Origin of the sequence: Silvibacterium sp. (assembly GCF_047605705.1) — a bacterium.
Classification (GTDB): Bacteria; Acidobacteriota; Terriglobia; order Terriglobales; family Acidobacteriaceae; genus Silvibacterium.
The window spans coordinates 1-12,271 of record NZ_JASGFD010000043.1; the positions used below are offsets into that span (position 1 = coordinate 1).

12 protein-coding genes are annotated in these 12,271 nt (G+C 63.5%); 6 read left to right on the forward strand and 6 right to left on the reverse strand.

Annotation, left to right across the window (positions count from 1 at the left end; translation table 11 throughout):
• The 3 genes from purN to purM all read right to left on the reverse strand — a co-directional run.
• Window positions 1–411: phosphoribosylglycinamide formyltransferase (purN, locus tag QM649_RS14855; RefSeq protein WP_415199839.1), on the reverse strand; the 411-nt coding region annotated here is incomplete at its 3' end.
• Window positions 412–550: 139 nt separating this feature from the next.
• Window positions 551–1,045, reverse strand: a complete 495-nt coding sequence (locus tag QM649_RS14860) for an MgtC/SapB family protein (protein ID WP_415199840.1) — start codon at window positions 1,043–1,045, stop codon at window positions 551–553.
• 138 nt (window positions 1,046–1,183) lie between these two features.
• Entirely contained in the window at window positions 1,184–2,263 is a 1,080-nt protein-coding gene (gene purM, locus QM649_RS14865) for a phosphoribosylformylglycinamidine cyclo-ligase (protein ID WP_415199841.1), read from the reverse strand.
• Between purM and QM649_RS14870 the strand changes: the two genes are divergently transcribed.
• The gene (locus tag QM649_RS14870) at window positions 2,250–2,942 is read left to right on the forward strand and encodes a hypothetical protein (protein ID WP_415199842.1); all 693 of its coding nucleotides are present in this window, start codon (window positions 2,250–2,252) and stop codon (window positions 2,940–2,942) included. The genes purM and QM649_RS14870 overlap by 14 nt on opposite strands.
• 85 nt (window positions 2,943–3,027) lie before the next feature.
• Here QM649_RS14870 and QM649_RS14875 read toward each other — a convergent pair whose 3' ends face one another.
• Complete coding sequence (locus QM649_RS14875; RefSeq protein ID WP_415199843.1) at window positions 3,028–3,273, reverse strand: hypothetical protein; 246 nt, start codon at window positions 3,271–3,273, stop codon at window positions 3,028–3,030.
• 184 nt (window positions 3,274–3,457) lie between these two features.
• Between QM649_RS14875 and QM649_RS14880 the strand changes: the two genes are divergently transcribed.
• Window positions 3,458–5,593 (forward strand): hypothetical protein, encoded by a 2,136-nt coding sequence (locus QM649_RS14880; protein WP_415199844.1) that lies wholly within the window; start codon window positions 3,458–3,460, stop codon window positions 5,591–5,593.
• Window positions 5,594–5,612: 19 nt separating this feature from the next.
• Here the strand turns inward: QM649_RS14880 and QM649_RS14885 are convergent, their stop codons facing one another.
• Both QM649_RS14885 and folK read right to left on the reverse strand, forming a co-directional pair.
• Window positions 5,613–7,829 (reverse strand): TonB-dependent receptor, encoded by a 2,217-nt coding sequence (locus QM649_RS14885; protein ID WP_415199845.1) that lies wholly within the window; start codon window positions 7,827–7,829, stop codon window positions 5,613–5,615.
• A 17-nt stretch (window positions 7,830–7,846) separates the two neighbouring features.
• Window positions 7,847–8,413: a 2-amino-4-hydroxy-6-hydroxymethyldihydropteridine diphosphokinase gene (gene folK, locus QM649_RS14890; protein WP_415199846.1), complete on the reverse strand. Its 567-nt coding sequence runs from the start codon at window positions 8,411–8,413 to the stop codon at window positions 7,847–7,849.
• A 65-nt stretch (window positions 8,414–8,478) separates the two neighbouring features.
• On the opposite strand from folK, the gene nadD reads away from it, so the two are divergent.
• The 4 genes from nadD (at window position 8,479) to hisI (ending at window position 12,270) form a co-directional block, all read left to right on the forward strand.
• Window positions 8,479–9,168 carry a nicotinate (nicotinamide) nucleotide adenylyltransferase gene (nadD, locus tag QM649_RS14895; protein ID WP_415199847.1) on the forward strand — a complete coding sequence of 230 codons (690 nt, stop codon included), beginning with the start codon at window positions 8,479–8,481 and terminating at the stop codon, window positions 9,166–9,168.
• A 97-nt stretch (window positions 9,169–9,265) separates the two neighbouring features.
• Window positions 9,266–9,883 carry a ribosome silencing factor gene (gene rsfS, locus QM649_RS14900; protein WP_415199848.1) on the forward strand — a complete coding sequence of 206 codons (618 nt, stop codon included), beginning with the start codon at window positions 9,266–9,268 and terminating at the stop codon, window positions 9,881–9,883.
• 232 nt (window positions 9,884–10,115) lie between these two features.
• Window positions 10,116–11,672, forward strand: coding sequence for an ATP-binding protein (locus QM649_RS14905; protein ID WP_415199849.1), 1,557 nt, complete (start codon window positions 10,116–10,118; stop codon window positions 11,670–11,672).
• 169 nt (window positions 11,673–11,841) lie between these two features.
• Entirely contained in the window at window positions 11,842–12,270 is a 429-nt protein-coding gene (gene hisI, locus QM649_RS14910) for a phosphoribosyl-AMP cyclohydrolase (RefSeq protein WP_415199850.1), read from the forward strand.
• The last annotated feature ends 1 nt before the right edge of the window (window position 12,271 follow it).

A 12,271-nucleotide genomic window follows, 5' to 3' on the forward strand; every position in this document is an offset into this window, starting at 1 on the left:
GCCCGCGACCTTCGCGCCGTATTCGAAGGCCTGCGTCTGTGCATCGAGGCCGGGAAAGGCCGGCAGCAGTGAGGGATGAATATTCAGGATCGCGTTCGGGAACGCGCGCACGAAATCCGGCGAGAGCAGGCGCATGTAGCCGGCGAGGATCACCAGGTCGACGCCGTGCTCGCGCAGCGTGGCGATGGTCTCGGCGTCATGCTCGGCGCGCTTGCGTCCCTTCGCTTCGACGGCTACAGCCTTGAGGCCCAGCGCTTCGGCAGAGGCGAGTCCCTGTGCATCGGCCTTGTTGGAAATGACGACAGCGATCTCGCAGCCGGAGAGCCTGCCTTCGCGGATGTTCCTGGCGATGGCGATAAAGTTGGAGCCGCGTCCTGAGAGAAGAATGCCGAGTCGTTTTGCGGGGGCCATCTGTTCAGGTTAGCAAAGCCTTGGAGCGGTCAGCAGGTAGGCGTGAAAGCAGTGAGTTGTGCAACGGCTGGTCGTCAGCGGAGGCTGCTGGCCGTTTTATGCCTGCCTGCTAACCGCTTTATCCCCAATTTCTTGATTGCTAATCGTGCTCGTTGCGGCCATCCTGCTCTGCGGGCAGACGTCCTCCGGGCAGCATGCGCAGCAGAAGCGGGAAGACAAATGCCACGATGAAGTACGCCACGGTCGAGGCGATGGCCAGCAGGGGCAGTCCAGCGCCGCAGGCCATGCCGACTCCGGTCACCAGCCACACCGTCGCAGCCGTGGTCAGCCCGGCCACGCGATCGTTTTTGATGAAGATCAGCCCGGCGCCGATAAAGCCGATGCCGGTCACGATCTGCGCAGCCACGCGCGACGGATCGAGCACGATGGTGCCGTTGTGCAGCACATCGGTGAATCCATACTTCGAGATGAGAAGAAAGAGCGCCGATGAGGTGCCGACGACGGTGTAGGTCCGCAGCCCCGCGCTCTTGTGGCGGATCTCCCGCTCCAACCCGATTACAGCGGAGAGCAGAAAAGCGAGCCCCAGCTCGATGAGTTGCTTCAGTCCTTCTCCGGAAGGCTCAAAGATTGGCATGGGCACATTGTAGCCGTCAGCGGAGCAGCGGTTCGTGCCAGATCGCCTGGTCGCCAGTCGCAAGAACGGCCAGCAAGCCATACTGGCTGCTGGCCGTTTCATCACTAGCCGTCTTTATGGCGAATGGCTGGCTGCGGATTACTTCTGCGTGTAAACCACCTTGCGGTCGCCCTTCACGATGCGGCCGATGGTGTAGTGCGGCTCGTTGAGCTTTGCGAGCAGCGCGGCAACCTTCTTGTACTTTTCCGGGCGGACGACGATGGTCAGGCCCACGCCCATGTTGAAGGTGCGCATCATCTCGTCCTGCTCCACCGAGCCCAGCTCGCGCAGGTGCTCGAAGACGGGCAGCACCGGCCAGGATCCTAGCTCGATTTCGGCCGAAACGGTCTTGGGCAGGATGCGGGGCACGTTCTCGGTGATGCCGCCGCCGGTGATGTGGGCCATGCCCTCGACGAGCTTCGCCGCAGTGAGCTTCTGGATGATGGGCAGGTAGCTGCGGTGGGTCTTCATCAATGCAGCACCGGCCTTGTCCTTGATGGCCTTCACGCGCTCGTTCGGCTTGTAGCCTGCGGTCTCGAAAAACAGCTTGCGGGCCAGCGAATAGCCATTGGTGTGCAGGCCGGTCGAAGGCAGGCCAAGCACCAGGTCGCCGGTCTTGATGTTCGCCCCGGTCACGAGCTTGTCGCGGTCGACGACGCCGACGATGAAGCCGGCCAGATCGTACTCGCCATCCGCATAGAAGCCGGGCATCTGCGCCGTCTCGCCGCCGATCAGCGCGCAGCCGTTCTCGCGGCAGGCCGTGGCCAGGCCGGTGACGACCTTCTCGATGACCTTGTTCTCGAGCCGGCCGGTAGCCAGGTAGTCGAGGAAGAACAGCGGCGTCGCGCCCTGCACGGCAATGTCGTTCACGCAGTGGTTCACGAGGTCCGCGCCCACGGTGTCGTGAATGCCGAGCTGGAAGGCCAGCTTGAGCTTGGTACCCACGCCGTCCGCGCTCGAAACCAGGATCGGGTCCTTGAACTTCTTTGCGTCGAACTTGAAAAGCGCGCCAAAGCCGCCGATGCCGCCAAGCACATTGCGGCTGAAGGTCTGCTTGGCCAGTTCCTTGATGCGCTCCTTGGCTTGGTCGCCGCTGGCGATATCGACGCCGGCTGAGGCGTAGGTGACGGGCGCGGGGCGGACAGACTTGGAGGAGGGCTTCTTCTTGGATTCGGGCAAGGATGCGTCTCGACTGCGTGGAATGGGCTTAAAACACAGGCCGGAAAGAAAATTTTATCATTCAGGGCCGGATATCCCGGTGCAGAAGCGAAACCATCGGCCGGGAGGAATCGTCTTTGCGGGCAGCCGGGAAGTCGCGGCAAAAGGAGCTCTGACGATGCGAACAGGTGTTTTGTGGTTCTGCCTTGTAACGATGGTGCTTCCGGGGATGGTACGGGCGGCTTACGGAGCAGATTCCGCGCCTGCGCCGATCCCGGCGAAGATCGCTCAGGCGAAAACCGTCTTTCTTTCCAATGAAGGCTCGGATGGAGGGTTGTTTCCGCACCCTTTCACTGGAACGGAATCGCGTGCCTATAACCAGCTCTACGCCGCGCTGCGGCAATGGGGACGCTACGACCTGGTGGGTGATCCGGCGGGAGCCGACCTGGTTTTCGCCGTCCAGCTGCTCGCCCCGAAAGGGCCGCAGAATGCCGACAAGACGAAGGGCGCATCGGATCCGCTGCCGCAGGTGCGACTGGTGATCTACGACCGCCCAACCCACTATGCGCTCTGGGCGATCACCTGGCCGATTGAGGGAGCGAATCTGCAAAAGACGCACGACCGGAATTTCGATGATGCGGTGGATGCGCTTGTCTCCGAACTGAAAAGCGTCGCGGGGCAGGCGCCGTCAGCGCCATGAGGATGGTCTTTGTCGAAAAAAATGACCCGGGCTCGCGCCCGGGTCGAATTATCGTCTGTGAAGGTAAAACGGGTAGAGCTAAAACCTAGCGGTTCGCCATGCCGAGGGTGCCGTGCATCGGCAGGGTGGCGGCGACAACCGGGACATTCTGCGCGCTCTTGCGTGCGGCCATCTGTCGGCGGGCAGCCGGGCTAAGCGCCTCGGCGCCGGGGACATGCATGTCCAGCTCGTCCTGCTCGATCTCGGTTTCCTTCTTGCCGGAAGTGGCAGCGATGACGGCCGGGGTGACGATCATGGCGAGGAAGGCGATAGCGAGGATGATCTGAATCATGTGCGTTCTCCTGAAACCTTGAGTGGGTGCCTCTCAACACCCTTAGCTTCCCGCATTTCAGGGTTTGCTGGTATCCCACGAAGCGACGTCCCGGTCTACAGGTGGGGTATAGTCCTTTAACACTTCCGGGGGAACGGCGGAGAAGCGCGAACAACGGGGCCGTATCCGCATCCAATGCATGAACATGAAGAATCCATTCCGGAAACTCTGGCGGCGCCGGCAGGAGCCGGTCTTCGCGCGGCCTGAGTCCGAGCTGCGCCAGCTCACTGAGGCCTTCTGCAGCGCGAACACGCTGCCCGCGCAGACGCGCCGCGCCATCGCGCTCTTTACCTCCCTGTGGACGCTGCCCACCGAGCGCGCCTTCACGGCCGGACTGCTGCGCTGGGTCCGCATGCTGGAGCAGGATCGCGCCTTACGCGAGCGCTTCCGCGCCAGCTGGAGCAGCGCGGTGGCGCAGCTCGACTCGGTGCCGTTCTTTGCCGACGCCGGTATCCCGGTGCAGCATGCGCTCTGGCCGGAGGCCACGCGCCGCATCTTCCAGCGCCTGCTGCCAAGCGCCCGCGAGCACGTCGATACGGCGAGGCTCTTCACCGCCGTGCTTTCCTCGCCGCAGGCCGTCGAGCGCTTCCGCAATATCGACGGATTCATCTTCACGCGCTTCGCCCGCCTGCTCTGGCCGTCCGGCGGCCTTGAGGCGCTGCCCGGCGTGCGCGAAAACCTGCATCAGGCCATGCGCCTGCTGGCCGCTCGCGTGGCGGGGCGTGGCGCGAATCCGGCCATCCGCCAGCGCAGCAGTACGCAGACGCCCGAACAATCGCCTTTCTATCGGCTCATCTTCGCGGTGGAGGATTTCGTCACTGTCGAGGACTCCGTGCAGTCGCGGGAAGCATGGCATCGCTGGTGTGCGGCGCTGCACGCCTGCCGTGAGGAGCTGAACCAGGTTCGTCTGCACATGGAAGAGGCCGGCGTAAGCACCGGACTGATGTTCGATATCACCAGCATGGAGGCTGCCCTCGATCGTCTCGAGATGCTGGCCGCCACGCTGGTCGAACCGGGCATGCATCCCGCGCCGGAAGTGCAGGCTGCGCCCGGTAGCGAAGCCCCGGCGCGCGTATCCGTCGAAAAGCCATCCTTCGCGGCGCGCCAGCTGCTCAACACGCTGGTCTCCGGCCTGCTCGAGGACACGCGCATCTCTGCATTGGTGCGCCAGAACCTGAACCTGCTCGCCCGCAAGACGGTGGAGCGCACCGGCTTCGGCGGCGAGCACTACATTGCGCACTCGCTGCGTGAGTATCGCCAGATGTGGCTCGCGGCCATCGGCGGCGGCCTGCTCACTGTCTTCACCGCGGCTCTCAAGCTGCGCGTGGTGGAGAGCCACTTTCCGCCCTTCGTCGAAGGCTTCCTCATCGGCCTCAACTACGCCATCAGCTTCATCCTGCTACAGGTTTTCGGCCTCGCGCTCGCCACCAAGCAGCCTTCGATGACGGCGGCGACGCTGGCCGGCATCATTCGCCAGAATCGCGGCGCGTCACGCCGCAGCAAGATCGCCGACTTCGCCGCTTCCATCAGCCGCACGCAGCTGGCCGCCGCGCTGGGGAACGTCTTCGCGGTCTGTCTCGGTGCGCTCGCCTTTGAGCGGCTGTGGCTGCACCTCTTCCGCTCGCACTATCTGCCCGAGCAGACGGCGCAGCACGTCTACGAGACACTGCATCCCTTCACCTCTGCCACGGCCTTCGACGCCGCGCTCACCGGAGTTATCCTCTGGCTGGCCGGCCTCATCGGTGGATGGTGCGAGAACTTCGCTGTCTTCAATCGCGTGCCCGAGGCCATTGCCGCGCACCCGCTCGGACATCGCTTCGGCGCGCGCCGCATGCAGAAGATCGCACGCTGGTTCGAACACAACATCGCCAGCTGGAGCACCAGCATCGTGCTCGGTTTCCTGCTCGGCTTTACGCCGGAGATCGCGCACTTCTTCGGCGTGCCGCTCGATGTACGCCACGTCACGCTGAACACCGGGATGCTGGCGCTGGCTGCTGCACGCTATGGCACGGCCGCCTTCGGCGCGCACTGGTTTTACGCGGCAGTAGCAGGCATCGGCGTCACCTTCGTGCTCAATCTGGGCGTCAGCTTCGCCATCGCATCTATTGTGGCGCTGCGCGCCTACGAAGTGAAGCAGAGCGAGCGGTTGTCGATCCTGCGCTACGTGCTGGGCCGGGCGGTGCGCTCACCGCTGCAGTTCCTCTATCCCGTAGGAGAAGCCCCGGAGATCCCCAGCATCGCGCCCACCTCGCAACCGGGAGTGGAAGAAGAGGGTGCGTAGTCTTGGCGATTCTCCCTTGTTACTCACCCCAGTGCAGGCGCAGACCGATCTTCGCCGTGCGTGGCGTGCCCAGGGTGAGAATCGGCGTGCGGCCTACTTCGATGGAGCGATCGAAGAGGTTCTCGCCGGACGCATAGATATCGAGATGCCTGCCTGCCGAGCGCGTAGCGTAGGCGTCGAAGCGGAAGTACGGATGGAGCAGGTACTGGTTCGCGTCATCGTCGAACTGCCGTCCCGAGGTCCGCTCCTCGAGGCTGAGCAAGCCGAGACGGTGACTGGTAAGACGCAGCCGCGCCGTGGCCATCTCTCGCGCCACCTGCGGAATCCAGTTGCCCACCAGCTGCGGTTCCTGCGCGTATTTTGTAACCGTTGCGATGGCAAATTGGTAGCCACCCTCAAGCGAAATCCAGGGCGCGGGCGCTAGGGCATAGTCCGCGGACAATCCCCGGCTCTCGATCTGGCCCAGGTTCTCGCGGATGAGCGTGGTCAGCGTCGGCGTAGTTGAGAGCGTCAGTGCCGTGATCGGCCGGTTCACCTGCGTCCAGAACCAGCTCACGCGCACGCTCGAGCGCAGTCGCGGCAGTTCGGCCTGTGCTCCGGTTTCCCAGCCTGTGGCGCGTTCCGAGCGCAGGTTGGCGTTTGGCTCGGTGAGCTGCTGCCCGACCTGTCCGGTGCGATAAAGCTCATTCTGCGTAGGCGCGCGATAGGCGCGGAAGGCCGAGGCCGAAAGTGCAAAGTGGGGTCCGATGCGCCGCGAAAGGCCAAGGCGCGGATCGAAGACAGTCTCGCTGAACGCTGGCAGCGTCTTCGGTGCGGTCGCGCTGGCGAACTGCTCCGCGTCGAAATTCGAAAAATGGTCGACACGCGCAGAGCCCGAGAGTGTCCATGGTCCCGGCGTTGCCAGGGCTTCGCCGTAGACGCCTGTCTGGCGCTGGCGCCCCGTCGTGGTCAGCGTGCCGCCGCTGCCGGTGAAAAGAATTTCGTCGTCCGAGGCGCGCACATCGTGCGTGTCCGCTCCCGCGATCACCAGCAGCTTCGGAGTGAAGGCATGGTGGACATGCGCTGCTGCTCCCAGTTCGGCGGCGGGGTCTTCGGCGTAGCGCGTCAGCGTCTCCGATCCGCGTCCGGTGGCGATGCTCGAGAAGGTCTGCCGGTAATGCTCGTCGTCGCCGAAGAGCCGCAGCGAAAGCTCATGCCAGTCCGTACCCGCGGCGTAGCGCCATAGGCGATTGCCGTTGGTCGTGAGCGGCGTGCCGTTGTGTCGCGCCTCGTTCAGCACGTTGCCGCGCAGAAACACATGATTGTCGTCGCCGGCAAGCCGCCGGTCGAGATCAAGGTAGCCATTCTGCGCGTGCACATTCGAGGGCTGATCCACAGCCCCACGCAGGTTCGGCGCCACCAGCGTGTAGCCGTCGGTGGCGATCACGCCGGCAGCGCCCAGCGCCGACCACGCGCCATGGCGAACCGCGCCGATACCGCTGTCGTCGGTTGTCTCAAGTGCGCCGTAATTCGTGTCTAGCGCAAAGTTCGCGCCGTCATTCACAGGAGGCTGCGCGGGCAGCAGGCTCACCACGCCGCCGATGGCGCTCGATCCGTATAAGTCGGAAGCGCCGCCGCGCACCACCTCGACCGAGCGGATCACCGGCGCGGGCAGCTCGTCCCAGTGAATCCAGCCGCCGTAGGGATCGTTCATCGGCACATCGTCGAAGACCACCAGCGAGCGGCTTGCTGCCGTCGAGCCGAGCCCGCGCAGGGAGACTCCCTCCGTGGTGGGGTTAGCCACCAGCGAACTCGAGCGCCGGAAGAGCTCGAAGCCTGGAACCTGCCGCAGTTTGCCGTCGAGCAGCGGCGCAGAGGATTGCTGCAACTGCGCGGAGCTGACCACGCGCACGCTGGCCGGGCTATCGAGCGCAGGCAGCGGCGTGCGATAGGCGGTCACGTTCACGGTTTCAAGCCTTGTCAGCGTGACAAGGAACACCTGCGTAGGATTTGTCACCGTTGCAGTGGCAAATCCGCCTTCGGAGACGAACAGGGTATGTATGCCGGAGGGCACGCTGAAGTTTCCATCGGCATCTGAAACCGCAAGCAGGTGGTGATCTTTATCGCGGACTTCCGCTCCCGCGATGGAATCGCCGCTGCTGTCGAGCACGCGTCCGTGTGGCAAAAGTGGGGCCTGGGCAAGGGCCATACCGCAGGCGGCGAGACCGAAGGTGAGCAGCAGGAGCGCTTGTCGCATGGGGGGAATCCGATTCTCTACTTATTGCCTTGGTGTTCGTTGTTCTGGCCGGGCTTTCCAGCCCGCTGCACCGCGGAACGGGCATTGGGACCCTCGTCGGCCAACGCATCCAGAAGGGCAGCAATCGTCTCTTGGTGGATCGGGTGTTCGAGTTTGGGTGCTATCTCGGCCAGCGGCGCCAGCACAAAGCGTCTGTCCGCAATGGCGGGATGAGGCAGGGTGAGCCGCTCGGATTCGCGCCGGATCGGCTCGCCGTCCTCGCCGGTCATCAGCAGCAGGTCGAGGTCGAGCGTGCGCGGGCCCTTCACGACGGCCCCAGCACGATCCCGGCCGAACCGGCGCTCGATCTCCAGCAGCAGGTCGAGCAGCACCTCGGGTGCGAAGTTCGTCCGTATCGATGCAGCTGCATTATGAAAGTCCGGCTGTTCCTCATAGCCAACCGGCGCGGTCAGGTAGAGCGAAGAGCGGGCGACGACCTCGCCGGCCTCGGTGAGCGCCGTCAGCGCCGCTTCCAGTACCTGGGCGGGGGAGAGCTGGCCGAAGGGTTGGTTCGCGCCGAGGCCGATATAGGCATGTGCAGGCATCCCCTCCAGCATAGCGGCGGCAGCGCTTGCTGTGGCGGACTCTCGCGCCACCTACAATGCGAGACATGAGGATTGGGTTTTTCGGGGGCAGCTTCGATCCGCCGCACCTGGGGCACCGGGCGCTGGCCTGTCTTGCGGCCGATCAGCTGCACCTGGAGCGGGTGCTGCTGGCTCCGGTGGGCCGCCAGCCGCTCAAGCACGGCGACGCGGCTCCCTTTGCCGATCGCGTAGCCATGCTGGAGCTGGCCATCGCGGGCGATCCGCGGCTCGAAGTCTCGCTGGCGGATGCGCCGATGCCGGATGGCGAGCCGAATTACACCGTGGACACGCTGCGTCGCCTGCGCCGCGAGCTGCCTGCCGGAGCGCGGCTCTACTGCATCATGGGCGCGGATTCCTTTCTCACGCTCGGCAAGTGGCATGATGCGGTGGGCCTCTTCGCGGAGAGCGACCTGGTGGTGGGCGCGCGGCCCGGCTTCGTCCTCGACCATGCGGCGCTGACCCTGCCGCCCGGCGTGCGGGTGGAGGGGCTTGCGGAAGACCGGCCAGGATGCCGGGGGTATACCGTGCAGCATCCGTCGGGCCGCTCCATGCTGTACCTGCTGCCCGATCTGGCGGAAGAGGTGTCGGCTACGGAGATCCGGACGGAGCACGCGGAGGTCGATGAGCGGCTCAATCCGGCTGTGACTGGGTACATCCGAACACATGGCCTTTACCGCGCCAGAATCGCGAACCGGAACCAGAATCAAGGCCGATGACCACGGGCTTTTTCTTGTCATCCGCTGGGTTTGCATTGGCAATGCGAGGGTGGGTCACGGTACCATGAAGGGTCCCTAGGAGAGATAACTCGAAAATATGGCGTCAAACGAAGTCCGCGCGATGGTGATGGCGGCAGCTGCCGCATGTGAAGACAAAAAGGCCGAAGATATCCGCATTCTCGAGCTCGATGCCTCGGACGCCGGTTTTGCCGACTTCTTCCTGATCGCCAGCGGTACGAATGAGCGGCAGACGACGGCGATCGCCGACGAAGTTGAGGCGAAGCTGAAGCGTGAATTCGGCATTCTCCCCAATTCGGTGGAAGGCCGTCGCGTCGGTGAGTGGGTGCTGATCGATTACGTCGATCTCGTCGTTCATGTATTCCTCGGCGAGCGTCGCGCGTACTACGATATCGAGCGATTGAGAAAGTCTGCCCGTCCGGTTGATTTGGAAGAACTGCGCCAGGCGCTCACAAAGAAGACCATCGCGGTCCGTGAGAAGGCTGCAGCCAAGAAAACGGCAGTGAAAAAGGCTGCGGTGAAGAAGGCCGTTGTAAAGAAGGCTCCGGTGAAGGTTGCGGCGAAGCCGGCAAAGAAGGCTGTCGCGAAGAAGGCTCCGGCCGCGAAGAAAGCAGTAGCAACGAAAGCGGCGGTCGCCAAGTCTGTAAGTAAAAAGGCGCCGGCTGGCAAGGCGACGCGTTCGAAGTCCAAAGCGTAAAACCCGAAGATTGAACCAATAGACGAGTCCGGCAAAGGGAAAACCAAAGCCGGCAGGCAGTCCGCAACACCGTTGTTCTTCGTTCTTCCCTGATCGCGAATGGATCTCCCCCAGCCGGGGCCGCCTTGCGTGCCTTTATGCGTAGCTGTGCATAAGGCGACTCTCCGGTAAGCATTGCCCGGTAAACGGGTGGCAACGGGTGTTATCCCTCAGACGTCAGGAAGTAGGTTTCATGCGGATCAACGAAGAGCGGATTTCCTCGAATTACGGAATCGCTGCTTACCAGGCAAAGGCCGGCACACAGACCGGCCCCGAGGACGACATGGTTGGCTGGCCCCAGGAACTGTGCCGCGAGATTCTGCTTGCTTCCCCATGGCCCATGTTCGTGATGGACTGCGAACAGTTCCGCATCGTGGAAGTCAATGAGGCGGCGATACAGAAGTACGGCCTCAGCCGGGAGACCTTTCTCGAAGAAGGGATCGAACGCATGATCCCTCCGGAATATCGCGATGAGCTCCGCCTGACCCTGAGCGCAGGCATGGAGGGAGTGAGCCGCGAGTTCCAGACCGAACACCTCCTCGGCAATACGCGCATTCCGGTAGAAGTTTTTTCCTTCCCGATCCGCTGGCAGGACCGCCCGGCGCGTTTCTCCATGGTTCGTTATCCTCTTCAGCTGGAATCGCCCCGGCCCGCCCGGCTGGTGGGTCGCGCGAACCGCCGCGAGATGGATGCGGCGCCCTCTGGCAGCCTGGCTCACGACTTCAACAATCTCCTCACGGTCATACTCGCCGTCGCCGAGCAGATGCAGGATGGTGAAGGCGATCCCGAGCTGCAGGCACAGCTGATTTCCCGCACCGTGCGCAATGCGCAGGAGCTGGCCTCGCACCGGCTGATGCAGGGCCATCAGCAGCAGTCGCGGCGTGAGCAGATCCAGTTGAACCGCGTGCTCGAGGAGCAGAGCGACGCACTGCGTGCGCTACTTGGCCGTGACGTCGTCCTCGAGATGCACCTCGATGAAAACCTCTGGAGCGTCTTTGCCGACGAGAGCCAGTGGCGGGAGAGCATCCTGAACCTGGCCGTGAACGCGCGCGACGCGATGCCTGAGGGTGGAACCTTCTACATCTCCACCCGGCGCGCATTGTTGGCTGGAGACGACGCCGAGCTCGGTCTGCCCCACGGCCGCTACATCCACGTCGTGGTGCGGGATACCGGCATCGGCATGGCCGAAGAGACGCGGGCCCATGCCTTCGAACCTTATTTCTCCACCAAGTCCCGCAGCCGCAACAGCGGCCTGGGACTGGCCTCGGTCCAGAGCGTGGTACAGCAGTCCGGCGGAGGCATTCGGCTCACGAGCGCGCCGGGCCAGGGCGCCCGCTTCGACATCTTTATCCCTGCTCCCGAGAGCGCCGGCGTCGACAATCCCGGCGGCTTCATTCTCCTTGTCGAGGATGCCGAGGAGCTGCGTAAGCTCATTCAGGATTTCCTGATCGCCCGTGGCTACGAGGTCATTTCCTGTGGCACCGCCGATTCGGCCATGCAGTGGGCTCGCACCGTTTCCCGCCCGCTCAACCTGGTGATCACCGACCTGCTGCTGCCCGATGTCTCGGGGGAGATCCTCGCTGAGCAGATCCGTCTGCGTCATCCGGAAGCACGCGTAGTGCTCATGTCCGGCCAGCAGGCGGCGCTCATCCACGGTCCGGCAACCGAATACGCCGTGTACCTGCAAAAGCCCTTTAGCCTGCACCAGCTGGCGCGCACCGTCTCGGAGCTGCTCAACGTTCGCGCCTGACCGTCGATTGCTCGTGCATCCTGCCGCTCGCTTGACAGCATCGGAGTGAGCGGATAGTTTCGAAAACAGATGCAGGTTCATCTCCACCATCGTCATCATCACCATCACGTGACGAACGTGTCGGCGGACCTGTCTGGCTTAGAGAACTAAGCCCTCCCACTACAGGATCTTGAAAAGCCCGCCGGCGCAACCAGCCCGGCGGGCTTTTTGCGTCAGCAAAGAAAACAGGAATGGCGAGACGATGAGCGAAACGACGATTGATTTCGAGAAGATGGAAGGTCTGGTACCGGGCATCGTGCAGGATGCGAAGACCGGCGAGGTGCTGATGGTTGGCTTTCTGAATCGCATCAGCTACGAGAAGACGCTCGAGACCGGCTTTGTGACTTTCTGGAGCCGCACCCGGCAGAAGCTGTGGATGAAGGGCGAAACCAGCGGGAACCGCCTGCGCGTGGTCGAGGCCGCAACCGACTGCGACAATGACACCCTGCTCTTTCGCGTCGAGGTGGAAGGTGATGGTCTGGTCTGCCACGAAGGCACCGTCAGCTGCTTCACCCGTCCCATCACCCTGTCCAGCACTGCCGCCAAGGAGGCCAAGTAAT

Excerpts from the sequence above, each read along its gene's own strand:
- QM649_RS14905 (WP_415199849.1), top strand. The coding sequence starts at position 10,116 with ATGCGGATCAACGAAGAGCGGATTTCCTCGAATTACGGAATCGCTGCT.
- rsfS (WP_415199848.1), top strand. The coding sequence starts at position 9,266 with ATGGCGTCAAACGAAGTCCGCGCGATGGTGATGGCGGCAGCTGCCGCA.
- folK (WP_415199846.1), bottom strand. The coding sequence starts at position 8,413 with ATGCCTGCACATGCCTATATCGGCCTCGGCGCGAACCAACCCTTCGGC.
- QM649_RS14885 (WP_415199845.1), bottom strand. The coding sequence starts at position 7,829 with ATGCGACAAGCGCTCCTGCTGCTCACCTTCGGTCTCGCCGCCTGCGGT.
- nadD (WP_415199847.1), top strand. The coding sequence starts at position 8,479 with ATGAGGATTGGGTTTTTCGGGGGCAGCTTCGATCCGCCGCACCTGGGG.
- QM649_RS14875 (WP_415199843.1), bottom strand. The coding sequence starts at position 3,273 with ATGATTCAGATCATCCTCGCTATCGCCTTCCTCGCCATGATCGTCACC.
- QM649_RS14880 (WP_415199844.1), top strand. The coding sequence starts at position 3,458 with ATGAAGAATCCATTCCGGAAACTCTGGCGGCGCCGGCAGGAGCCGGTC.
- QM649_RS14860 (WP_415199840.1), bottom strand. The coding sequence starts at position 1,045 with ATGCCAATCTTTGAGCCTTCCGGAGAAGGACTGAAGCAACTCATCGAG.